Source organism: Cobetia sp. 1AS1, assembly GCF_029846435.1.
GTDB lineage: Bacteria > Pseudomonadota > Gammaproteobacteria > Pseudomonadales > Halomonadaceae > Cobetia > Cobetia amphilecti.
Genome location: NZ_JARWKU010000004.1, coordinates 189163 through 213369, shown reverse-complemented (window position 1 = coordinate 213369; position 24207 = coordinate 189163). Strand labels below are relative to the sequence as shown.

Annotated in this window: 18 protein-coding genes; 11 read left to right on the top strand and 7 right to left on the bottom strand. The window is 61.1% G+C overall.

Annotated features, from left to right (window positions below; all coding sequences use genetic code 11):
- The first annotated feature begins 61 nt into the window (after positions 1-61).
- Complete coding sequence (locus tag QD280_RS09570; RefSeq protein ID WP_279839064.1) at positions 62-1306, top strand: hypothetical protein; 1245 nt, start codon at positions 62-64, stop codon at positions 1304-1306.
- 160 nt (positions 1307-1466) lie between these two features.
- Here the strand turns inward: QD280_RS09570 and QD280_RS09565 are convergent, their stop codons facing one another.
- Complete coding sequence (locus QD280_RS09565; RefSeq protein ID WP_054555069.1) at positions 1467-3293, bottom strand: SEC-C domain-containing protein; 1827 nt, start codon at positions 3291-3293, stop codon at positions 1467-1469.
- A 143-nt stretch (positions 3294-3436) separates the two neighbouring features.
- Positions 3437-4375, bottom strand: a complete 939-nt coding sequence (locus tag QD280_RS09560; protein ID WP_279831637.1) for a homocysteine S-methyltransferase family protein — start codon at positions 4373-4375, stop codon at positions 3437-3439.
- A gap of 267 nt (positions 4376-4642) precedes the next feature.
- Here QD280_RS09560 and QD280_RS09555 point away from each other — a divergent pair, with 267 nt between their 5' ends.
- The 3 genes from QD280_RS09555 to QD280_RS09545 all read left to right on the top strand — a co-directional run bounded on the left by QD280_RS09555 (position 4643) and on the right by QD280_RS09545 (position 9891).
- Positions 4643-6550: a hypothetical protein gene (locus QD280_RS09555; protein ID WP_279839062.1), complete on the top strand. Its 1908-nt coding sequence runs from the start codon at positions 4643-4645 to the stop codon at positions 6548-6550.
- Between the two features lie 69 nt (positions 6551-6619).
- Positions 6620-8767 (top strand): DNA topoisomerase III, encoded by a 2148-nt coding sequence (locus QD280_RS09550; protein WP_279839060.1) that lies wholly within the window; start codon positions 6620-6622, stop codon positions 8765-8767.
- Positions 8768-8844: 77 nt separating this feature from the next.
- Positions 8845-9891, top strand: coding sequence for a 2-dehydropantoate 2-reductase (locus QD280_RS09545; protein ID WP_279839059.1), 1047 nt, complete (start codon positions 8845-8847; stop codon positions 9889-9891).
- A 231-nt stretch (positions 9892-10122) separates the two neighbouring features.
- Here the strand turns inward: QD280_RS09545 and QD280_RS09540 are convergent, their stop codons facing one another.
- From QD280_RS09540 to zwf, 3 genes are read right to left on the bottom strand one after another with little or no spacing between them, the layout of a single operon-like run.
- Entirely contained in the window at positions 10123-10785 is a 663-nt protein-coding gene (locus QD280_RS09540) for a bifunctional 4-hydroxy-2-oxoglutarate aldolase/2-dehydro-3-deoxy-phosphogluconate aldolase (protein WP_043332465.1), read from the bottom strand.
- A gap of 56 nt (positions 10786-10841) precedes the next feature.
- Positions 10842-11534, bottom strand: coding sequence for a 6-phosphogluconolactonase (gene pgl, locus QD280_RS09535; RefSeq protein ID WP_279839058.1), 693 nt, complete (start codon positions 11532-11534; stop codon positions 10842-10844).
- Between the two features lies 1 nt (position 11535).
- A complete protein-coding gene (zwf, locus tag QD280_RS09530) occupies positions 11536-13026 on the bottom strand; it encodes a glucose-6-phosphate dehydrogenase (protein WP_043332469.1) in 1491 nt (496 codons plus the stop codon).
- Between the two features lie 390 nt (positions 13027-13416).
- On the opposite strand from zwf, the gene QD280_RS09525 reads away from it, so the two are divergent.
- The 6 genes from QD280_RS09525 to QD280_RS09500 all read left to right on the top strand — a co-directional run bounded on the left by QD280_RS09525 (position 13417) and on the right by QD280_RS09500 (position 19490).
- A complete protein-coding gene (locus tag QD280_RS09525; RefSeq protein ID WP_043332471.1) occupies positions 13417-14274 on the top strand; it encodes a MurR/RpiR family transcriptional regulator in 858 nt (285 codons plus the stop codon).
- 220 nt (positions 14275-14494) lie between these two features.
- Positions 14495-15376, top strand: a complete 882-nt coding sequence (locus QD280_RS09520; protein WP_279839057.1) for a putative selenate ABC transporter substrate-binding protein — start codon at positions 14495-14497, stop codon at positions 15374-15376.
- A 4-nt stretch (positions 15377-15380) separates the two neighbouring features.
- On the top strand, positions 15381-16109 hold the full coding sequence (locus QD280_RS09515; RefSeq protein ID WP_279839056.1) for an ATP-binding cassette domain-containing protein: 729 nt from the start codon (positions 15381-15383) through the stop codon (positions 16107-16109).
- Positions 16099-17658 carry an ABC transporter permease gene (locus QD280_RS09510; protein ID WP_279839055.1) on the top strand — a complete coding sequence of 520 codons (1560 nt, stop codon included), beginning with the start codon at positions 16099-16101 and terminating at the stop codon, positions 17656-17658. The genes QD280_RS09515 and QD280_RS09510 overlap by 11 nt, the downstream gene beginning before the upstream one ends.
- Positions 17659-17731: 73 nt before the next feature.
- The gene (locus QD280_RS09505; protein WP_279839053.1) at positions 17732-19018 is read left to right on the top strand and encodes a cation diffusion facilitator family transporter; all 1287 of its coding nucleotides are present in this window, start codon (positions 17732-17734) and stop codon (positions 19016-19018) included.
- Positions 19019-19187: 169 nt separating this feature from the next.
- A complete protein-coding gene (locus QD280_RS09500) occupies positions 19188-19490 on the top strand; it encodes a hypothetical protein (protein ID WP_043332474.1) in 303 nt (100 codons plus the stop codon).
- A gap of 50 nt (positions 19491-19540) precedes the next feature.
- On the opposite strand, the gene QD280_RS09495 is transcribed toward QD280_RS09500, so the two are convergent.
- Positions 19541-20935, bottom strand: coding sequence for a hypothetical protein (locus tag QD280_RS09495; RefSeq protein ID WP_279839051.1), 1395 nt, complete (start codon positions 20933-20935; stop codon positions 19541-19543).
- Positions 20936-21376: 441 nt separating this feature from the next.
- Positions 21377-21817 carry a pilin gene (locus tag QD280_RS09490; protein WP_215823931.1) on the bottom strand — a complete coding sequence of 147 codons (441 nt, stop codon included), beginning with the start codon at positions 21815-21817 and terminating at the stop codon, positions 21377-21379.
- A gap of 573 nt (positions 21818-22390) precedes the next feature.
- Here QD280_RS09490 and pilB point away from each other — a divergent pair.
- A complete protein-coding gene (gene pilB / locus QD280_RS09485) occupies positions 22391-24127 on the top strand; it encodes a type IV-A pilus assembly ATPase PilB (RefSeq protein ID WP_279839048.1) in 1737 nt (578 codons plus the stop codon).
- The last annotated feature ends 80 nt before the right edge of the window (positions 24128-24207 follow it).

Below are 24207 nucleotides of genomic sequence, written 5' to 3'. Positions count from 1 at the left end.
CTCCCTCTCTCATTCGTGCTGCGCTGCGCCAATATCACGACTCATGCCAAGGAGGTGTGCAATGCATGTGATCCTATTGGCGGACCGCCTCGGCCAGGAAGTCGCGCCGATTGACCGCCGTTACTCACCGGCGTTGCTGCCGATTGCCGGACGCAGCGTGCTGGAGCGCAACCTCGACCTGCTGGTCGGGCGAGGCGTGACGCATATCAGCCTGATCATCGCCCGTGACCCCGAGTGGTTCCGGGCGCGTATCGCCGATGGCTCACGCTGGGGCATCGATCTCGACATTCTGCCGATGCCCGGCGAGCGAGACCCGCGCGAGCAGATCAAGCGCCTCGGCGCCATGGCCGCCCTGCCCGCCCCGGTGCTGCGCGCCGATGTGCTGCTGATGCCGGAGTGGTTCAAGGATGACAGCCTCGCGATCAGCGAGCGGGCCATGGCGTCAGGCGCGCCGGTCTGCCATCCGGCCAGCGTGGCAGACCCGTCACTCGCTCGTCTGCACTGGCCGGAGCTGCGCGACAATCCCGGGCTTGGGCCGGCCCTGCTGGCCTCGCTGTCGCACTATCACGCTTTGGTGATGCAGGCACTCGATGCCGATGACTCAGGCCTGACACCGCATGGCGAACGCGGAGTATTGCCCGGCGAGCAGGACCTGCACCACGTCTACTACGCCGCCGGCGCGACGCGCCTGGATGAATCGCGCCTCACTGGCGGCTTCGCCGGCATCACCACCCATGTGGAGCCCGGCGTGCTGCTCAAGGGACACTGCTGCCTCGAACAGGGCAGCTACGTGGAAGAAGGCGCCATGCTCGAGGACTGCGTCATCCTGCCCTTCACCCGCGTGCACGGTGGCCAACAGGTCAACGCCGGCATCCTGTTCGAAGGCGAGGCGCTCGACAGGACGGCCCCGCACTGGCTCAAGGACCGCCGCCAGGCAGGCGCCGCCTCGCAACGCGGCGTCGCCTACCGCAACCCGGCACGCCCTGAATGGCAAGAGCGGATTCTGGCGGCCCTGATCACCCTGGCCACACGCCCCTTCGGCTCGCGTTACAAGGAGCTTCGCCATCGCCTGCGCCAGGTGCAGGACAGCCGCATGCGGCTTTTCGGGGCTCTGCCCGAGCGCTCGCCACCGCCACTGGACAGGGTCGGCATCAGCAGTGCAGGCGCCATCCAGCCCCCGGATTGGCGCGCCACACCGGATGCCTTCGCCGCAACGCTGGAGGCCATCCAGGTCGGCCAGACGCCGGGGCTACGCGGCGCGCTTCGAGAAGCCTGGCGTCTGCGTCAGCAAGGCAAGCAGCAGTGATCGCACCCGTTCACGCTTCCCCCTGAATTCGCCGCGCGATGCAAGGCAAGACACAAAAAAACCCCGCAGTGCCGTGGCACTGCGGGGTTTTTCATACGGGCCTCTCATACGAGCGCTTGCGATCACTCGTCAGGCAGCATGAGCGGCCTTTGACACCGGCTCAGCGATGCTTGGCCAGCCAGGCAAGCGCGCCTTCGCTGCGCTTCCACTGGTCCCGCATCAGGGTGCGGTACTGCCAGGCCTCACCACGCGTGCCGGGTTCCGGCGCTTCCACCGCCAGACTCACCGGCCGCGGATGCTCCGCCAGCAGCAGGCTGATCAGATGCGAATTGGCTTCCCGCACGATCTCGAGTGCCTGCTCGGCGTCCTTGTCGCGACCCAGTCGATAGAGCGCCAGGACCTGGCCCATCAGGATGCCCAACAGCGGCATTTCCTCATCGACGGCACGCCGCTCGATATCATGCTCGGCGAGGGTCACGGCCTCGTCGTTGCGGCCTTCGCGCAGTAGCTGATCCAGCACCAGCTCACGAAGGCCGAGGCTGTCTTCCTCGTCGAGCTTGAGCAGGCGCTCCGCCAGCTGGCGCGAACGCTCGCGCTCACCGCGTTCCATGCCGATCACCAGCCCCAGCCCACAGCGCAGCAACTGGGCGTTGTCGCCATCTTCCCAGCGCAACAGGCCGCCGGCCTGTTCGATCTGATCGAGCCAGCGATCGAAGCGCTGTGCCAGCGGCACGAAGAAGGTATCCGACATCCACGGCAGGCTACCGAAGCGACTGGCCAGTGCCAGGATCAGCCCCTGACACACCGCCGGAACGTCAAGCCATTCGGGGCTGGCGCACAGCTGCTGCAGCCACTCATTGGGGTCCTGGACATCCCAGGGATCGATATCCAGCGCCAGTGCCGCCTCTTCCTCGATGCGCGCCGGGAAGACCGCCTCCCAGAGCCCGAGTGTCACGGCCTGCTCCGCATTCTGACGGAACAGCAGACTGCCATCGTCCTGCGTTTCCAGCGCCAGACGCGGCGGATGCTCGATCACCTCGAACAGCGCCTGCAGGGCGGCCAGTGAATCCGACAGCGACTCATCGGAATTGACCATCTGCTCGGCGAGCGTGGCACGCGGGTTTTCGGCCAGATCCGCCAGGAATTCCAGCTGACCGGGCTCGATGTCCTTCTGCTTGGACAGGCGACGCCACCAGAAGCGCGCACGATCCTGCGCCTCTTCCGGCTGACCTTCGTGCAGCAGCAGCATGGCTTCGATATATGCCAGCGTCGGCGAATCGGGCAACGTCTGCTGGGCACGAATGAAGGCGGCGCGCGCCGAGCCCAGATCATCGCTGTCCAGATGCAGCAGACACTGATGCTCCAGGGCGACGCCGCGCAGGAAGGCAGGGCCACGCTCCAGCACCTCATCGAGCAGCAGCGCCTTCTTGCGGGTGAAGCCGCGCTCCTGATAGAGATCCAGCAGCAGCTCGAAGCCAGGCTCGGCCTGCTCGGGCAGACGCGACCAGTCGCTGGTATCGAACAGCGCCTCCATGATCTGCTGAGCCCGACCACGATTGCCGCTCTCGGCGCTGATCAGCCCCGCTTCGAGCAGCGCCTGCGCCGGCGCGAGACCAGAGGCCAGCGCCGCCTTGAGCTGTTCCCCCTTGAACTCGCGCAGCGACAGCATCCACATCAGGTGATCCGGAATCGCCGGCAGCTGCACCTTGTCGCAGCACTGCTTGTACTTGCGACCCGAGTCACACCAGCAAGGCTCGTTGCGTCCGGGCGGTGCCAACGACTCGCGCGCGAAGTCGAGTCGCACCAGCGGAGTCTGGCTCCACAGCACCGGCGCCAGCGCTACCGCCAGCGCTTCGTCGCCACCGCTGTAGTTCACGCCCTCCGAATGCGCCCACTGCATGAAGGCAGGAAAGGATTCATCGGCGCGGATGGCATCAAGTGCCCCACTGGCGTAACTCAAGAGCCGTTCGACCCACTCGGCAAGCATGGCATCTCCCTAAAAAAGCGTTTCACAGCCCTGCAGGCACCGCATCCCGGTCGTCGCCTCGGCGTTTCCTCAGGCGCGATGCCCGTCAGAACCTGCGAATCAAGGGGCGAAGTCTATCACGAGGAAGCCTCGCCCCTCATCGTTCACTCACTCAAGCGGCTGACGCAGCGATAACCTGCTGACCTGAGCTGTTCGGCCAGGCAGGCGATATGCGCCGGGCCCACTTCGCAGCAACCACCGACGATACGAATGCCGGCATTGACCCACCCCAGCGCATGCGCCGCGTACTGTTCCGGCCCCAGGTCTTCGCGCGCCTTGAGGTCCTTGACGGTGCCGCCGGGGTTGAGCTCCGCGATGGAGGTGAAGCCATTGGCATAGGCACCGGTCGGCAGCGGGCTAGCCAGCAGATTTTCCAGACTACCCTGAATGGCTTCCGGCGCGCTGCAATTGATCAGGATCGCGTCCACGCCCATCGCTTGCAGCATGCTGATCGCGTCGGCCAGCGGCTCACCGCTGCGCAGGGTCGCGGTCAGGTCATCCTTCACCGTCAGCGAGACCCACACCGGCAAGCCGCTCTCGAGTGCGGCGGTGGCAGCGGCGCGAGCCTCGACGCAGGAAGACAGCGCCTCACACAGCAGGACATCGACCAGCGGTGCCTGCAATTCCACCAGCCGGCGATAGCTGGCCAGGGATTCGTCAGCACTCGGCGCGACATCGGGGCGATAGGTGGCGACCAGCGGCGGCAGGCAGCCCGCCACGCGCACATCCGCCTCGCCACTCAGGGCGATGGCATCCCGCGCGGCCTTGCCAGCGGCGGCATGAATGGCCGCAATCGACTCGCCGACACCCGCCAGGCCCAGACGCTGCGGCGTGGCCGTGTAGGTATTGAGCGTGATGACGCGCGCGCCGGCACGAATGAAATCGAGGTGCAGGTCACGCACCAGCTCAGGCTGATCCAGCATCACCTGAGACGACCACAGCGGCGTCGGCTCACGACCGCTACGACGCACCAGTTCCTGGCCCATGCCGCCGTCCAGCAGCACGACTTCAGCCCCGTCACCTGCACCCTTTCCTGCTTCCAAGTCTCGTTCCACACAACCTCCAGAGCTTTTTGATGTCCTAGCGTGAGCCTGACGACCTGGCGAGACCCGCTGGCCAGTCAGTGGCGGGCGAAATTCTACCACGCTCGACCCGCTTGCGGCCCTTGCTCACTGGAGCCAAAAGGCTGCCCAATGCTACTGTTGACGACACCCTTTGCCCCGCGCTGCGCTCGAGGCTCGTGCTCACGAACCTCTCGGCAGCCCAAGTCGTGCCAGAAGCCCCACCCCGTTCAATCAAGGAAGCCTGCCTTGCTGTTGCCGAGCCCCTTTCGTCCCCGAGCCAACACTGTCAATGACGCGCCCCAGGTGCGTCTGGAGCGTGAGGGCCGCGACGAGATTCGCCGCATTACCCAGGCCGTGGAGCGTGTGCCCTGGTCGGTGAGCCTGATGCAGATCCTGTGGACCGCAGGCCCGGTGACGCTGATCGGCGCCTGGGGCGGCTATCTGCTCGGTTACGGCAAGGAACCGACCTTCGAGAACTACATCTTCTTCATCTCCTACACCGTCATCACCGGTGTCGCGGGCATCGTGGCCAATATCGCCCACAACCTGACCAGCTCACGGCGCTATGACCGCACCGAAGCCAAGATCGAGCGCGTCATCGACACCGTGCCGGAGCTGATCCTCGCCACGCGCAACCTGATCGTCGAGAGCCTGGAAGGCGATGCCCGCCGGCGTGAAGCGGCGGCCATGCTGCTGCGCAAGCAGGATCTCGCGCCAGAGGGGGTCGAGCTGGCAGCGCTGGAGCTGCTCGATGACCGTGATGCCGCGCGCATCATCAGTCAGATCGACGTCTACCGTCGCGTGGGCCTGCATGCGCGTATCCGCGACATGAACAGCCTCAACCGCGAATGGCTCGAGCCCCAGTTCAATGAGCTGGCCGAGCTGGCCCCCGAGGCCATCGGCCTGCTGCGTGAGCGCTTCGAAGGGCGCGCGCCCGACCTGCACAGCGGCGTGCCGCGTGACGAGAACTTCATCGAGCGTGTGCTGGCGGCCATCGAGCAGGACAACGACCTGCTGATGACCCTGCAGGACGTGGAGGAGATGCTGATTCTGGCCTTCGAGCTGATCAGCGGGCGCAAGATTCCGCTGCTGACCTTCGAATACCGTGGCCGCTGGAAGCTGGCGCGCGCGCTGGACAACCTAGAGCATGCCCGCTCGCGCTATCGCATACGTCAGGCCACCGGCCTGTCTCGCCTCAAGGCGCTGACGGTCTATCTGGCCGAGCAGTCCGGCACCCTGGTGGAGGATGCCGCCTCCGGCCTGCGCGCCGAGGTACTGCTGGAGCGCTCCACCCAGGCGATGGACGCCCTTGCCGAGCAGGTGACGCACCTGGCGATCGCGGTCAATGAGGGCGATCGTGAACACCGCGCCGCGCTGCGCTCGCGTGCCGACATCCTCACCAACGCCATCCGCCTCTACAAGACGGTGACCAATGCCTACGAGCAGGTCGGGCGCAGCCACGCCGTCTTCCTCAAGATGTCCAAGCGCTGGGAAAACATCGCCTCGCAGATGTCCGATGACGCCACCCGCCTGCGGGTCGGTCCGGGCCGTCGCGGTCTGCGCATCCAGGAAAAGACCATCGCGCTGGACGATGAAGCCAAGGCGGAGGTGTGCAAGCATCTGGCCGATCACTTGAACGAGAGCCGCATCAAGCGCGTCGACAGCGAGATTGCCTATCAGGCGCGCGAGACGGTGCTGCGCGTCGGTGTCGACAAGGCCAAGGCGATGGCGGTCGAGATCGCCCTCGCGCTGGAGCCCCACATACACCTGTCACGCCCGGCCGTGCAGCGCGCCATCAATGGCTCCAATGCCGCCTATTTCGGCCAGCTGGAGCCCAATCAGTCCGCGGCGGCCAAGGCGGCCCTGGGCAGCGCCATGGTGCGCGAGATCGATGATGACCTGTCGCGCACCGCCGAATCACTGGCCATCGCGCTGGTGCGCCACTACCGCGTCGAGCTGGAGCCGCTGGCCATCGAGTTCCTGCGCGATACCTTCGGCGCCCGTGAAGCGACGCTCAACATGCTCAGCAACTATCAGCCCGCCGACCACCACCCGGTCAGCTATCTGTCCAATCGCCCCCCGCTGATCCAGACCGCCAACCGCGACTGGTACCGTGCCCTCGTCCAGGCGCGTCGCGCGCTCGACGACGATTGATCCCCGCCTCGGGCCAACGGCATACTGTATGGATCATCATATCGACAGCCTTTGACCGCAGGATGCCCGATGCGCCTGATCATCGCCGAAAAGCCCAGCCTCGCCCGCGCCATTGCCGAGGCGCTGCCCGGACGCTCAAGCAAGCGCGACGGCTATATCGATGCCGGTGACACCCGTGTCACCTGGTGCATCGGCCACCTGCTGGAGCAGGCCCCGCCGGATGACTACGACGAGCGCTTCAAGCGCTGGTCGCTGGACCACCTGCCGATCATTCCCGAGCAATGGAAGCTCAAGCCACGCAGCCAGGCGCGCGGTCAGCTCAAGACCATCCGCGAGCAGCTCAAGCTGGCCGATGAGGTCGTGCATGCCGGCGACCCCGACCGTGAAGGCCAGTTGTTGGTGCAGGAAGTGTTGGAGCACATGCGCTGGCGCGGGCCGGTCAAACGCCTGCTGATCAGTGACATGAACCGCCCTGCCGTCAGCCGTGCCCTCAACAAGCTGGACGACAATCAGCGCTGGCAGCCGCTCTATGAAGCCGCGCTGGCGCGCCAGCGCGCCGACTGGCTGTATGGCATGAATCTGACCCGCGCCTGGACATTGACCGGGCGCCAGGCCGGCCACGACGGCGTATTGTCGGTGGGGCGTGTGCAGACGCCGCTGCTGGGGCTGGTCGTGCGCCGTGACGAGGAAATCGAGGCCTTCGAGCCTCGCGCCTTCTTCCCGCTGTGGATAGAGGCTGGCGTGGCGGCGGGCAGCTTCAAGGCCTGGTGGCATGCGCCCAGCTCGCCCTGGCTGCAACGCCTGGCGGACAAGGGCACCCCGCTGCCACTGGATGACAAGGGGCGCCTGCTGGTTAGCCGTCCCGCCGAGCGCCTCGCCCGACATCTCGCGACCTTGACCACCCTCGGCGATGGCCATGTCGAAAGTGTCGAGGCCAGCGACAAGTCACAGCCCGCGCCGCTGCCCTATTCGCTCTCGGCGCTGCAGGTCGATGCCGCGCGCCGTTTTCGCCTGCCCGCCCAGAAGGTACTCGACACCTGTCAGGCGCTTTACGAGCGTCATCAGCTGATCACCTATCCGCGCTCCGACTGTCGCTACCTGCCGCGCGAACATCACGCCGGCATGGCCAATCTGATGATCAGCGCCTGCGCGGGTGACCGCGAGCTTGAACGCTTCAGTGGCGGCGCTGATTTCAGCCTGCGCTCGCGCGCCTTCAATGACAGCAAGGTCAGCGCGCACCACGCCTTGGCGCCGACCGGGCGCGAGCCGGACTATGCGCGCCTGTCGCGCGATGAAGCCAACCTCTACCGCATGATCACGCGCAACGTGCTGGCACAGTTCTATCCCGCCTATCGCTATCGCGAGGTCAAGGTCGAGCTGCGCTTCGCCAAGGAGCCCTTCCGCGCCAGTGGCCGCAGCGTCATCGACGAGGGTTGGAAGGTGCTGTTCCAACGCGCTGCGGGGGCCGGGGAGACAGCAGATAAGCAAGACTCTGACAAGAAGGCCTCTGACAAGAACGCAGCCGCCGATGACAAGACCCCACCGCCACTGCCCGCCCTGACGGAAGGCGAACCGGCCTGCGTGCTCGACTGTGGTATCGAGGAGAAAGAGACCCGCCCGCCGGAACCCTTCAACGACGCCAGCCTGATTCAGGCGATGATGAACATCGCACGTTACGTCGAGGATGAAGCGGTAAGGCGCACGCTGCGCGATGTGGATGGCCTGGGCACCGAGGCGACACGCGCCGGCATGCTCGAGACGCTGATCAATCGCGGCTATCTGGTGCGCGAAGGCCAGGCGATGCGCTCCACGCGTATCGGTCGCGCGCTGATTCATGCACTGCCGCCCGCTGTATCGCGCCCGGAGCGCACCGCGCAGTGGGAGCAACGCCTGAGCATGATCCACGAACAAGGCGACCCGGCGGCGCCCTTCTTGAGCGAGCTGATCGTGGATCTGCGTGCGCTGCTCGCCGATAGCTCCACCAGCCGTCTGAGCACGGCATTGGCCAGCGTCGGCGGTGCGACACCCGCGCCGCGCAAGGGCGGCGGCAAGGGCGGCTCGCGTCGCAAGGCCACGTCCTACAAGAAGCGCGCGTCTGGCAGCTCTTCTGGCAAGACCGCTTCTGGCAGCACTACTGACGGCGCTTCTCGTAAAAGTGCTTCCACCAGGAGTCCCCGCAAGCGAGCGGCTACGTCACGGCGCAAGACCGACAGCTGACAGCAGGTCAGGTGAAGTACAACCGGCCTTTCCCGCGCTCACGCACTGCTATGCTCTCCCATGACAAGATGACAAATATGCATTCAATGACTGATCCGAAAGATAACTGGCTGTGGATCATTGGTCCGGGGGCCATCGGGCGCCTGTTGGCGGCTTCGCTGATGGCAGCGCGCCAGCGAGAGCTGCGTGAGCAGGGAGTATCCGCGCTACCACGTGTCTTGCTGCTGGGGCGTCAGGCAATGGCGGGGCAAGCGGTCGTGCTCAACATGACCACGCCGGAATCGCTCATTGTTAGCGCAAGGATAAATCATTCAACAATTTCCACACTGCAAGGCTCGTCATCCAGAAAGCCTTCTGCCATCTGGCTGACGACCAAGGCCCACGGCGTACCCGCCGTCTGGCAGCAACTGGCACCACATATCACGCCCGAGACTCCCGTGATCTGCTGGCAGAATGGCCTGAGCGCTCAGCCGTGGCTGGCCGAACGCCACGCCAACCTGCTATGCGCCAGCACCACCGAAGGCGCCTGGCTGCCCCCCGAGCCTGGTGCAAACACGACGCCTGACGCTGGTTCAACAGCGGATGACCTCCAGCACCTTGGTGTGCAACACGCCGGGCGCGGCCACACCTGGCTGGGCGCATGGCAGAGTGGCGGTGACGGCGAGCCCGACAGCCAGACCCACCAGGCCGCTCTCGTACAATGTGACTGGCTCAAGGCTGCAGGGTTTGCGTGCGAGCAGACACCGGACATCCAGACTCGCCTGTGGCACAAGCTGGCGATCAATGCGGCGATCAATCCCCTGGTGGCACGCTATCGCATTCGCAATGGCCAGCTGCGCGACCGGCCATTTGCCCCGATGGTGCGCCAGGCGGTCGAGGAGATCAGCACGGTACTGGATAGCGAAGGCATCTCTGCCCCAAGGGAAGGCTGGCAGGCGCTGGTCGAGCAGGTCATCCGTGCGACCGCCAACAATCGCGCCTCGATGCTGCAGGATGTGCTCGCCGGTCGCCCTACCGAGGTCGAGGCGATCCTTGGCCCATTGCGCAACACCGCCGCCCGACATGGGCTGGCCCTGCCCTTGCTGGATGACCTCTACTGTCAGCTGAGCACGCCGCAGCGCTGAAACCGGCAACACAACCATCCCAGCGACTCCAGCCAGACAAGTTAGCCTCGCCTCTCTCCCCAGATGACGCGCACAAAAAAGACCCGCCTCGCGAGAGACGGGTCACAAGCAACAGCCAAGCTGTCGAGAGAGAGCAGTACTGGCAACCTGTCAGCCTCAAGCACGACGGCGTGCAGGACGTTGGCAGGCAACCGCTGGATCAGTGGCCAGCACTCATCCAGATATCAGGCTTCAGCGGTGGAAACGCTCTGAGGCTTCACGCGCCAGCTCGCGGATACCATCCCAGTCGCCCGCATCGATCAGTTTCTGCGGCGCGACCCAGCTACCACCGACACACATCACGTTCTTGAGCGCGAGGTAGTCAGCGGCGTTACTCAGGGAAATGCCGCCAGTCGGGCAGAAGCGAGCTTCACTGATCGGGCCACCGAAGGACTTGATCGCATTGACGCCGCCCGCGGCTTCCGCCGGGAAGAACTTGAAGCGACGGTAACCGTACTGCCAGCCCGTCATCAGCTCCGAGACGGTCGCGACACCCGGCAGCATCGGTACGCTACTGGTCACGCCGTACTGGTACAGCGCTTCGGTGGTGCCCGGCGTGACGATGAAGTCGACGCCCAGCTCTTCCACCTGGCGATACTGTTCCGGCGTCAGCACGGTGCCGGCACCGATGCTGGCGTTGGGCAACGCTTCACGCATCAGGCGGATGGCTTCCAGCGCGCAGTCGGTACGCAGCGTGACTTCCAGTACGGTCAGGCCACCTTCGTAAAGGGCCTTGCCCAGCGGTACGGCGTCCTCGATGCGCTCGACGGCGATCACGGGCAGCACGGAGGCTTTCTGGCAGATGCTGTCGATCTCGGTGGTACGAGTCGACGGAAGCTGTTTTTCAAAGCTCATGGCGTTCTCCTTGTGCCGCGGCCAGCCTCCCTTGTGGCTGGCCGCGGCCGATGTGATCAGGGGGCCCAGTAAAGCGCCAACGGCGCGGACAGGAAGGCACGAATCGGCAGTTCACTGACCGCCTCGACATCGCTCAGCGCGCGCGACAGCACGGCCTGCTTGTCGGTCCCCGTGAGATGAAGCACGGTACGACGCGTCTGGCGCAGACGCTCGAGAGACAGCGTGATACGCGCCTGCGGCACGCTGGGTGCACGCATCGGCACACAGCAATCCGCACTAGTCAGCGCTTCCTGCAGACGGTCACCATCCGGGAACAGCGAGGCCGTATGGCCATCGCCGCCCATGCCGAGAATCAGTGCGGAGGCCGGCCAGGGGAGCGCCGCGATGCGAGCACTCACTTCTTCGCAACCGTCCTCCGGCTCTGCCTCGGCGTTGGTCAGCGGATGGAAGGTGGCGGCACTGGCCGCACCGCTCAGCAGGTGCTCACGCACGAAGCGTGCATTGCTGTCATCGGCGTTTTCGCTCACCCAACGCTCATCGGCGAGGGTGATATCGACCCGCGACCAGTCCAGCGGCTTGTCGCGCAGCGCGGCAAACAGCGGCTTGGGCGTGGAGCCGCCGGAAACCACCAGCAGCGCACGCGCTGACGGATCAACGTCGAGATCAGCACGCAAGGTAGCGGCCAGATACTCGGCGAGAGAGTGTGCGGTCTGTACGCGCGGGTCCTGCTCAGTCACGGTGGCGCTCATCTCAATACTCCTCATACCAGCTGCGACCGTCGCGCGTGATCATCGCGATCGAGGAGACGGGCCCCCAGGAGCCGGCCGGATAACGGCGCGGCGTGGCGGCGCGGGATTCCCAGCCATCGATGAGGGTATCGACCCAGCGCCAGGCGTGTTCGATCTCGTCGCGACGCACGAACAGATACTGCTGGCCCTTGATGACCTCCAACAGCAGACGTTCGTAAGCTTCCGGAATACGGCGCTTGGGGAAGGCGCTGTTGAAGTCGAGATCCAGCGGGCCCGGACGCAGACGCATGCCCTTGTCGAGACCGGAGTCCTTGGTCAGCACCTGCAGGGAGATGCCCTCGGACGGCTGAAGACGAATGATCAGCTTGTTGGCCGCCAGCGAGCGCTGGTCCGGATCGAAGATGTAGTGCGGCTGCTGACGGAAGTGGATCACGATCTGTGACAGCTTCTCCGGCATGCGCTTGCCGGTCCGCAGGTAGAACGGCACACCGGCCCAGCGCCAGTTGGAGACTTCGGTCTTGAAGGCCACGAAGGTCTCGGTCTGGGATTCGGTGTTGGCACCCTCTTCCTCGAGGTAGCCCGGCACGTGCTGGCCGTCGACGGCGCCCGCGATGTACTGACCACGCACCAGATCCGTATTGAGACGCTCGCCGGTGATCGGGCGCAACGCCTTGAGCACCTTGACCTTTTCGTCACGAATGGCGTCCGCATCCAGGTTGGACGGCGGGTCCATCGCGATCAGACACAGCAGCTGCAGCAGGTGGTTCTGCACCATGTCACGCAGCTGACCGGCCTGATCGAAGTAGCCCCAGCGCCCTTCGATGCCGACCTTCTCCGCCACGGTGATCTCGACGTGGGAAATCTGGTTCTGATTCCACTGGTTGCCGAACATCGGGTTGGCGAAGCGCAGCGCGATCAGGTTCTGGACGGTTTCCTTGCCCAGATAGTGATCGATACGATAGATCTGGGATTCGTGGAAGACGGCGCCGATCGCGTCATTGACGACGCGCGAGCTCTCCAGATCAGAGCCGATCGGCTTCTCGACCACGACACGCGAGTGCTCGTCGAGGCAGCCAGCCGCCTGCAGATTGCTGCTGATGTCGCCGTAGATACGCGACGGTACGGACAGATAGATCATCAGCGGGCGCGGCGACGGCTTGCCCTTGGCATCCACACGCCAATCGGCGATCGCGGAATAGCCTTCCACGGTGCTGAAGTCCAGCGCCGCGTAGCTGATGCGAGAGAGGAAGCGCTCGATGCATTCCTTCTCGAGGTGTTCCGGCTTGACGCGCTCCTTGAGCGCCGCCTGCACGGTGTCCTTGAAGGATTCGAGGCTGACATCCTGACGCGCCAGACCGATCAGGCGGGTTGCCTTCTCGAGCAGACCGTCACGGTCGAGGTGATAGAGGGCTGGATATAGCTTGCGCTTGGCGAGGTCGCCCAAGGCGCCGAACAGGGCAATATCCACGCCCGGAATGATGTCGGAACTCATGCCGCCGATTTCTCCCGTCGAAACTGCCCTGTATGCCGAAATGACCGACAAGGTGGGCGACTTCGAACCCGCCTCCTGGAAGGCTGCGCAGGCTGGCGCGGCGAGGAGAGGCTCGAATGACACACGGCACCGGGAAGGCGTTGGCGATACATGGCTGGTTATATTAACAACAAATGTAGCGATAACGCCGCTGTCACTCAAGACAATTCGCCCCACAAATAGGTAAACTTACCTAAAAGTGGTAGTCAGCGGCGCTTTCGCTTTCACCTCGTCCTTCGCGCCCCTGGATCAGCAAGTGACCCAAAGAGATGCTTGGCCTACCAGACGAGTGAGGCTAGGATGCCCAGATTACGTAGTTATTTCACTACACAATGGCAGGGTAACAGGCGAATGGCAGTACACGACCTCATCAATCGCATCCGTGAACGTCTCGACGAGCTCAATCGCTCCGAGCGCAAGGTCGCCGACGTCATTCTGGCGGACCCGGCTGCGGCCACCGGCATGAGCATCGCGGCGCTCGCTCAGGCCTCGCTGGTCAGTGAGCCGACCGTCAACCGCTTCTGTCGCAACTTCGATGCCAAGGGCTTCCCCGACTTCAAGATCAAGCTGGCCCAGAGCCTGGCCGGTGGCACGCCCTATGTGTCACGCAGTGTCGATCAGAACGATGATGCCGCCGCCTATGGCGACAAGATTCTCGGTGCCACCGTGGCCGCGCTCGACGATGCCCGCCGCGCACTGGACCCCAGACGCATCGAGCGCGCCGTCGATTACCTGAGCCAGGCCAAGCAGATCTGCTTCTTCGGCCTTGGCGCCTCAGGCCCGGTCGCGGCGGATGCTCAGCACAAGTTCTTCCGCTTCAACCTGCCGGTCATGGCCTATGAAGATGTGCTCATGCAGCGCATGGTGGCCGCCGCCTGCCATACCGGCGACGTGATCGTGATCATCTCCTACACCGGGCGCACCCGCGAGCTGGTCGATATCGCCAAGCTCGCACGCAGCAATGGCGCCGCGGTACTGGGCATCACCGCACCGGACTCTCCGCTGGCGCGCGAGTGCACCGAAGTGCTGGAAGTCATGGCGCCGGAAGACACCGATATCTATATGCCGATGACCTCACGCATGATCCACCTGGCCCTGATCGACGTGCTGGCCACCGGCGTGACGCTGCGCCGCGGAGAAGACTTCCAGCAGCATCTCAAGAAGATCAAGGACAGCTTGAAGGACACCCGTTTCCCACCGGAGTCTTGAGCACTCGTCACCAAGTCATCAGCCCCAGCCACGGCAAATGAGCTCTTCCTGCGCAGCCATTCAACGCGCTACTGACTCTTCAGCGTCACTTGAGCGATCCTTCAGGCATGGCGCGGGGCTTGCACCCGCGTGATCAAGACACAACAATACGCGCCATACCCCCTGACATGCGGTGCTCGCCGCATGATGTCTCATGTCGTGAATGCTGAGGATGCTTCCCATGCGCTGGCTGGCCACTGCTGCTCTGACCCTGATTTCCGCCCTTCCCGTGACCATGAGTCTGGCTCAGGCCGAGACCTTCAAGTTCACGGCAATTCCAGATGAAGACGAGTCACGCCTGGTCGAGCGTTTCGACAAGGTCGCCGACTATCTGGAAGAGAAGCTGGGCGTCGATGTCGAGTATGTACCGGTCAAATCCTACAGCGCCGCCGTCAGCGCCTTCCGCAATGATCAGATCCAGATGGCCTGGTTCGGCGGCCTGACTGGTGTTCAGGCGCGTCAGATGGTGCCGGGCTCCGTCGCCATCGCCCAGGGCGTGGAAGACGCTGCCTTCCGCAGCTACTTCATCGCGCGTCGCGACCTCAAGCTGGCCGGCGATGCCGCCGAGCCGCTGGACGCCCTGCCCGACTCCCTCGAAGGCCACTCCTTCACCTTCGGCGCCAAGACCTCCACTTCAGGCCGCCTGATGCCGGAATACTATCTGCGCGAGCAGTTCCAGCAGGCGCCGGACGCCTTGTTCAGCCGCGTCGGTTTCTCCGGCGACCACTCACGCACCATCGCACTGGTCGCGGCCGGCACCTATGACGTGGGCGCGGTGAACTTCGCGGTGTGGGAAGCGGCCGTCAAGGACGGCAAGGTCGACCCGAGCAAGGTGCAGGTGCTGTGGCAGACGCCGGCCTACCCGGATTATCAGTGGACCATTCGTGGCGATGCCGACAGCCACTTCGGCGCGGACTTCACCGCCCACGTCACCACGGCCCTGCTGGACATGAAGGACCCGGACCTGCTCGAGAGCTTCCCGCGCTCCGGCTTCATTCCGGCCAGCAACGATGACTACGCGCCGATCAAGACCGTCGGTGAACAGCTCGGTCTGCTGCGCTGAGCTCATGACCCAGGAAACACCCTCTCCACTGCTGCACCTTTCGCAGGACCACCTCGGCCATGGCGCCGAGGTGGTCCTGCGTGATCTGGATATTCGCCTCCTGCCGGGCGAGCGCATCGCCCTGCTCGGTGCCAGTGGCGCAGGCAAGTCCACGCTGCTGGAAGCCCTGCGCGCCGCGCTGCAACAGCGCGACGTAGCGGCCGCCTGGTGCCCTCAACGCCAGGGACTGGTGCCGCAATTGTCGGTCTACCACAACATCTTCATGGGCCGGTTGGACCAGCACTCACGGCTGACCAACCTGCTCAATCTGCTGCGCCCGAAACCGGCTCACTGGCAGGCGGTCGCCACGCTGTGCGAACCGCTGGGTATCGCCGGCCTGATGGAGCGCTCCGTCGAGGCGCTTTCCGGCGGTCAGCGCCAGCGTGTCGCCATCGCACGCGCGCTCTATCAGGGCCATGATCTGTTCCTCGGTGACGAGCCCGTCGCAAGCGTGGACCCGCATCAGGCCAGTCAGTTGATCCAGCTGATACATGCCCGTCACGTCACCAGTGTGGTGGCGCTTCATCAGCGTGAGTTGGCGCTTACTCACTTCACGCGCGTGATTGGGCTTGGCAAGCAGGCTGACGGCCAGGGGCACGTGCTGCTGGATGTCGCGACCGACGGACTGACGCCTGGCGACCTGGACTTCCTGTACCCCGCTGCGGCGACCCGCGAGTCATCCGATGTCAGCTGACCCCTCCACCATGACGGCAGAGCTGCGCCATCCGCCTCGCTGGTGGCAGGCACGCAGTGATGGCGCGCGCCTGTTGCGCCTCGGTGGTGGTCTGGTCATCGCCATGCTGGTATTGGTGCCCTTCGCCGATCTCTCCGTTACCTCGCGCGACCCATGGCAGGAACTAGGCCGCATGCTGGCGGGTCTGGCGTCGCCGGCTCCCGGCGCGCTGGAATCCCCGCTGCACGCTCTGATCCTGACCATCGCTTTTGCGCTGTGGGGCACCCTGCTGGGTGCGCTGATCGGGCTGCCATTGGCATTGGTCTATTCTCGCTCGCGTCTGCTACGGGGTGTCTGCGCCGGGCTGCGTGCGGTGCATGAGCTGTTCTGGGCGCTGCTGTTACTGCAGGTGTTCGGGCTATCGGCCGCCACGGCGCTGGCGGCGATCACGATTCCCTATGCCGCGACCTTCGCCAAGGTCTATGCCGAGATTCTCGAACAACTGCCGCAGGCGCCACTCAAGGCATTGCCCTGTGCCAGCTCGCGCGCGATGCGCTTTGTATATGCAGAGCTGCCGATGGCGTGGCGGCGCATGGCCAGCTATACCCGCTATCGCTTCGAATGCGGACTGCGCGCCAGTGTCCTGCTCGGTTTCGTCGGTTTGCCCACGCTGGGCTTCTATCTGGAAAGCGCCTTTCGCGAGGGCCGTTACGCCGAGGCGGGCGCTCTGCTGTGGATCTTCTATCTACTGATCGCCACGCTCCCATGGTGGGGGCACCGTCGAGCATTGCCGGTACTGGCCATCGCCAGCCTCTGGTGGCTGGGGCCATGGCCCGATGTCAGCCCGACCCTGCTGTGGCGCTTCATCAGTCATGACATCTGGCCGGCGCCGCTGGTCAATGCATCATTCGAGTCACTGACCTCGGGCGAGCTCGCGACAGACCTGCTGCAGTGGGCAAGCCACCTGCCCGATCTGCTGCCCGCCATCGGCAATACCTTGCTGCTCGGCCTGCTGGGCACCGCCGGTAGTCTGCTGATCGCCATGCTGCTGTGGCCGCTGGCCAGCCGCCATGTGGGCAACCGCCTCTCACAGCACTCGACCAACGGCCTGCTGATCTTCCTGCGCACCACGCCGGAGCTGATTCTGGCCTTTATCCTGCTGTTGCTGCTGGGGCCTTCCCTGCTGCCCGCCTGGCTGGCGCTGGCGCTGCACAACGGCGCGATCATCGCCTTCCTGTGTGCTCGCCATGCCAACCAGATTCAGCTGCCGCCCAGTCGCCCGCAGGGCAAGTTCGAATGCTGGCTCTATGAGCTCAACCCGCGTGTCGCTCCCGGCATGTTCGCGCTGCTGCTCTACCGCGCAGAGACCATCATTCGCGAGACGGCCATTCTCGGCATGCTGGGGGTGGTGACGCTGGGCTTCCATATCGACTCGAGCTTCGAATACCTGATGTTTGATCAGGCATTTGCCTTGCTGGTGCTCACCGCCATACTCAATATCGGCGTTGACAGCCTCGCGCGGCGCCTGCGCCCCAGCGGCGAGATCTCTGAAGACAGCTGCGTGCGCTGACTCCTGCCCGGCCTGCGCAGAAGTAGGCGCTGACTTCATGACGCCCCCGACTTCCCTTTGAGCGAGCCTCCCCATGCCTCAATCGTCGCCCGCAGATGCCGCCAGCACGGCAAGCGCCAAGCGTGAAGCACAGCGCATCACCTTGATCGGCGCGGCGCTGGATGGCGTGCTGGGTGTCGCGAAGCTTGTCATCGGCAAGCTGGTCGGCTCGCAGGCGCTGATCGCCGATGGCATCCACTCCCTGTCAGACCTCGTGACGGATGCCTTCGTGTTGGTGGCGACTCACTACGGCCGCCAGGCACCGGATCGCTCACATCCGTGGGGGCATGAGCGCATAGAGACGCTCGGCACTCTCGTACTCGGCAGTCTGCTGCTGGCCGTGGCGGGCGCCATTGGCTGGGAAGGTATCCTGCGCAGCTGGGAGCTGATGTTCGGCTCACTGACCATTCCGCTACCCGGTGCGCTGGGTATCGGCATCGCGATCATCTCTCTGCTCGGCAAGGAAGGTATCTTTCGCGCCACACTGAAGGTCGCGCGCAAGCAGAAATCCAAGCTGCTGGAGGCCAATGCCTGGCACTCGCGCAGTGATGCGCTCTCCACCGTAGCGGTGCTGATAGGCCTGATCGGTACCCAGCTGGGGGCCAGCTGGCTGGATGGCATCGCGGCGGTCGTCGTTGGGGTCATGGTGGGCAAGATCGGCGCCTCATTGGCCTGGGAGGCCTCACGCGAACTGATCGACACCGCCCTGCCACGCGAACAGCAACACGCCATGCGTGAGTGCTTGCTGTCACTGCCGGAGGTGCGTGGCGCCCATGACCTGCGCAGCCGCACGCTGGCCGGCCGTATCGTGCTGGAAGTCCACCTGCTGGTCGCGCCACGCATCAGCGTCTCGGAAGGCCATGCCATCGGCCACCACGCAGTGGCTCGCCTCAAAGCCGAATTCCCTCAGCTCAGTGATGTGCTCTATCACATCGACCCTGAAGACGACTCGCATCTCGGCCAGGCAAGCCTGGCGCAGCCCACGCTGAAGCAGCCCCTACCCCTGCGTAGTGACATCATCGCCACACTCGATGAATACTGGCAGCAGTCACCCCTCTGGCAGGCGCGCAGCGGCCTCACACTGCATTACGTCAATCATGCCACCACATCTGCTGACACCGACTCGCCAGCCCCGCATGTGGATATCCTGCTGGAGCTGCCAGGTTGTGCTACGCAAGCCGCCTCGGAAACGGCTCAGCAATGTAACCACGACGCCGACTCACGCAACGCATCAATCGCCGAGATGGAACGCCTCGCAGCGGGTCTTGAGTGGTTTGGCAAGCTGGAGATCGGCGTGATGTCACATATCCACCAGCACTGACGTGTGGGTTACACTGCAGGCAAAGGCAGGCATGGTTTCATGAATTTCAGAGACAGGCTTGGGCTGGCCCTCATTGCCCAAGAGCGCTCAAAGGCGTTCCAGGCATCGTCATCAAGACCAGAATTCACCCTCGAACAAAGACAGACATCCAATAGACAAGGAGCACGCCATGAGCAACGCATCCGGCGAAATGCACAAGACACGTATCATCAGTGAGCTGAAAGGCTTCATCCGCAAGCTGCTGCAAGACCCGAAGATTCTCGAGCAGTCACTGGTCGTGGCGCGAGCGCGCCTCAAGGAAGGCGCAGAACAAGGAAAGAATGAGCAAGCGGTGCTGGCTATCATCGCCAACGAAATTTCTGACACTACCAGCATCCATATACCGGAAGATCCGGCAGAACACTCCGATGCGGACAAGCTTTTCCTAGAGCTGCTGAAGGATGTGGTGGAAGAGGAAGAAGCTCTTTATTGATAACATCAGGCTACCGGAAGGTAGCCTGACTTAGCTAACGAGTGAAAAGCTCAGTGAATGTCTCTATAACTTTGCTTTTCACTTTTGACACTCATTATCCCATGTACGGTTTTGTACCCTTTTGTGCGTATCAATTCTTCTTCGAATTCAGCTCTAAGGATTACTTTCCCTTCCTTTACAGTATAGGCAGCTATTCCTTGTTCCATAATCTTAGATAGATCTGGAGTCTTTTTTAACATTTCTTTTACTGTGAAACCAGACTCAATAGTCAAGCTACGCGCTAAAGAAGTTCCACACAACCGCAATAGGTTGCAGCCATCACTAACTATAGTCTTATCGAAATGCCAGTCGATCAACGTAGGGAGTATATCCAGACTGGTTATAAAACTATCGCCGGAATACACCAACTCATCATTAATTATATTTGAGAAGGAAATGAATATATTGTACTGCTCCAATATTTCAGCTGAAGTACCATGTCCACCAACGTTGCTACAGCAAAACAAGTCATTTTCATGTGAGCTATGCTGTGTGAATGACTCACCATGATCAGACCATATAACCCCTTCAAAACTATTGCTATCAATTCTTGAAAGAACATCAGTAAAGATATCTAATGCACGGCCAGCATCCTCCACCATCACTTCATACTTTCGATTATCACTGGCTTGAGAAAGGTGACTCCAACGATGAGTCCAGGGCATGTGAGGAAGGGTGAAATGAAATACCAACAAGTTATCTCCAGCCATAACTTTACTCTTTGCTTTTATAGCATAATATTTTGCAGCCAGGTATGGATCGTAAGTAACAGCATTAGCTCTATTATGAATATGGAACGGAAGAATCTCTTTGAAAACAAAATCGTATTCAGACAATAGATTATAATATGGCATATCTAACAAAGGGGACGCTGCAACAAAATCCAATGCTTGTGTAGATGAGCCAAGATTATTCTCAAGTGAACATTTTTCTCCAATATGATTAAATCTTTTTTCATCTGACCCATAAATTATATTCCACTCATGATCTTCAAAAATGTTAAACATCGTACATTTAGGTTCAACGCTCGATAAATTGAATCTTACTCTGTTATTCTCAGGAGCCAGCCCTGTCGTCAATACATTCCAAGAAGCATATGTTCTTCCTACAGGTGACCAAGCATTATTGAAAGAAGACAAATGCTTAGAAGCTAAAAAGGTAGAATTATTAGCCAGTAGAGAATGTGCATCTGCTCTAACTGAGTCAACACCTAGAACATAGGTTATATTATTCACATCTTTCTTCGTATAACCATCGTTCCACTTATAAAGAGAAAAGTTAACAACCAGAAGTACTGATGGCATAAGCAGAAGCGATATCAATGCAAAATGCCGTCTACAGGAATCACTAAAAAACACTATAAAAAGTGATAGAAACAAACTTAAAATCGTACCTATATACTTCATCCAAAATTCATTGACGCTTAAATCTAAAATTTTGAATTGCGAATTCGGAAATTTGACTCCATTCACTACATCAAGCACCAAGAACAGAATGAAAGCGACTAGAACATTAATAAATATGGGTCTTACTCGCTGCCTTGAAATACTAAGAATCCATCGCGAGGCTAGAAGAGTAATGAATAAAACCCATAGACAGAAGACCGAATAGACCAATAGGTATACTCCGGTAATATAGAAGTCATACCTAGAGAAGTCATGCACAGAAAAATCTAAATTAAAGAATTTTTGGGGCATATTTTCACTAGGTATACGCTGCCCTAGCTGCATTAACGGATAAAATAGTAAAATGGCAAAAAAAGCTGTAACCCTATACATTTAGATCCCTCATATCAATAAAAAGGGACTGCACGTCAGTGCAGCCCCTTTTAACATCATAGATTGATATTATGAACCAGAACGACAGTCTGCAGGCACCCATGCATCATCCATGGTTGCATTTTTACCACAACTCCAAGTAATACTGCCACCAGTTGCAGAAGCCGTGGGTGTAAGCGTCAGTTCAGCATTATCATCTACGGTACCATTATAATTGACCGTGATAACACCGTTTGCGCCAACAGTAACAGAGTCAACCGCATTTCCGTTAATAGTGCTGGCCTCCTGGAGTCCGGCAGCTGCATTAGTTGCAGGAAATGAACTTGAGGTCGAGTAAACTTCAGTAACTGCTGTTTTTGCTGCTGCTGCCAACTGTAAACCTTCAGAGACATTAGCACGCTTAGTATAATCCTGGTAACGCGGGATTGCTATAGCAGCCAAAATACCAATGATGGCAATAACGATCATCAGCTCGATAAGTGTAAAACCAGCTTGTTGCTTGCGTGTCATGGTGTGACTCCCTTGCATTTGCGTAGTGAGATCAGGTCGTACGTCCTGAAACCCCGGTTACCTTCCCTGACCAGCAGGATGTTACAGAAGAATGTCAGTGTGGGCGCTTGATTCTAATGTTCCCAATAACATCTTCACCAGCATAACATCTTGATATCACGGGGTGTCGACCGGACGGGACGAGTGATACCACAGCCACAGTTCAGGTGCCATTGCCATGTCGCAAGACGCTTTCTTGGCGGCGCTGACGGCTGCTTGGTTGTTACAATAGATTACACTCAGTGACATTGCAAGCAACGAACACAAAAAGTCTGTGATCGAGATTCAGGATCTCTTCAACGTTACTCCCGCCCCACCAGCGTTTGGCTAGCTCCCCTCCACAAGCCCTATCCTCCTTTCATGTCATGAATGCGCCATTCCTAGTGCTGGGCAATCCAGCTACACTCTTCTGCAAGACGATGTTTGTTATACGATGGCTTACCGCACCAGAGTTTGCGCACAGCGCATCAGCGCATGCTTCACGTTTGAAGCAGTCAGAGTAGGTCCATCGGCAACTGCAACAGGAAGAGTGTCATGCCCCAGTCAGAACACACGCTAAAAGGATTTGCCGCCCGACTGGTCGACTCTGGCCTGCTCGAACCACAGGCAGCACAGCTGGCTGAACAGGAAGCCAATGAGGCCGGGGAAAGCCTGTTGCTGCACATCATTGCGCATGGTCTGGTGACAGCACGTGACGCGACATTGGCGGCCGCCTGGGAATATGGCCTGCCGTATGTGGATCTCGATGCCCTTCGTATCGACTCGCTGCCTTCCATTGATGAACTGCCCGAGAAGGTCCTGCGCAAGTTGGGTGTACTGCCACTCTATCGCCGTGAGCATCGGCTGACCGTCGGCGTGCCCTCCCCATCAACACTTACGCATCTAGATGAGCTGCAATTTGCCACTGGCTTGTCGATCGAGAGTGTCCTGGTCGCCGCCGACCAGCTGACGCCGGCATTGGAGCAGTACCTGGAAGCCGGCGAAGAAAGCGCCATGGACATGCTGAGCGAAGATGGCGAAGCACTCGATGGGCTGGATTTTGAAGGCGAAGAAGATAACAACAACGATCTGGCTATTACTGCCAACAGTGATGATGCGCCAGTGGTGCGCTTCGTTCACAAGGTACTGCTGGATGCCATCAAGCGTGGTGCATCGGATATCCACTTCGAGCCCTACGAATCCACCTATCGCATTCGTTTTCGTATCGATGGCATGTTGGTCGAGAATACCCGTCCACCCTTCAATATGCGTAACCGGATCTCGGCACGCCTGAAGGTCATGTCGCGCATGGATATTTCCGAGCGCCGTTTACCGCAGGACGGCGCGATCAAACTGCGCCTCTCCAAGTCACGCTCCATCGACTTCCGCGTCAATACACTTCCCACTGTGTACGGCGAGAAACTGGTGCTGCGTATCCTGGACCCCAGCTCGGCCAAGATGGGCATCGAGGCGCTAGGCTTCGAACCCGAACAGCGTGCCATGTTCGAGAAGACGCTGGATCAGCCCCAGGGCATGATTCTGGTCACTGGCCCGACCGGTAGCGGCAAGACCGTAACGCTCTACACTGGACTGAATATCCTCAATACTCCGGAGCGCAATATCTCGACGGCGGAAGACCCGGTCGAGCTCAAGGTAGAAGGCGTCAACCAGGTCAACGTGCTGCCCAAGATCGGCCTGGACTTCGCCTCGGCCCTGCGCGCCTTCCTGCGCCAGGATCCCGATGTAGTGATGGTGGGGGAAATTCGTGACAAGGAGACCGCCGAGATCGCCGTCAAGGCTGCACAGACCGGCCACCTGGTGCTTTCTACCTTGCACACCAACTCAGCACCTGAAACGCTGACACGTCTGAGCAACATGGGGATTGCCCCTTTCAACATCGCGAGTTCTGTCTCGTTGATCATCGCTCAGCGCCTTGCGCGCCGCCTGTGCACCCACTGCCGTCAGCCCGCGGAGATTCCACCTGAGGCAATGGCCTCGATGGGCTTCAGTGAAGACAATGGCTTCAGCGCAGCAGAACTCGAGGCGGCGACCATATTCCGCCCCGTCGGTTGCAGTCAGTGCACGCTGGGTTACAAGGGGCGCGTCGGCATCTATGAAGTCATGCCGATCTCGGATGAGATGAGCCGCTTGATCATGCGTGAGGGCACCGCCATCGAGCTGGCAGACCAGGCGCGCAAGGAAGGGCTTTCAGACCTGAGGCGTAGCGGCTTGCGCAAGGTGATGTCGGGCATGACCTCGCTGGAAGAAGTCAATCGCATCACCAAGGACTGAGCCACTGCAACTGACAGAGCATGTAATGGCTGTCCATGCTGGCGACTGCGATCAATACGCCAGATAGCTGACTTTTGCTC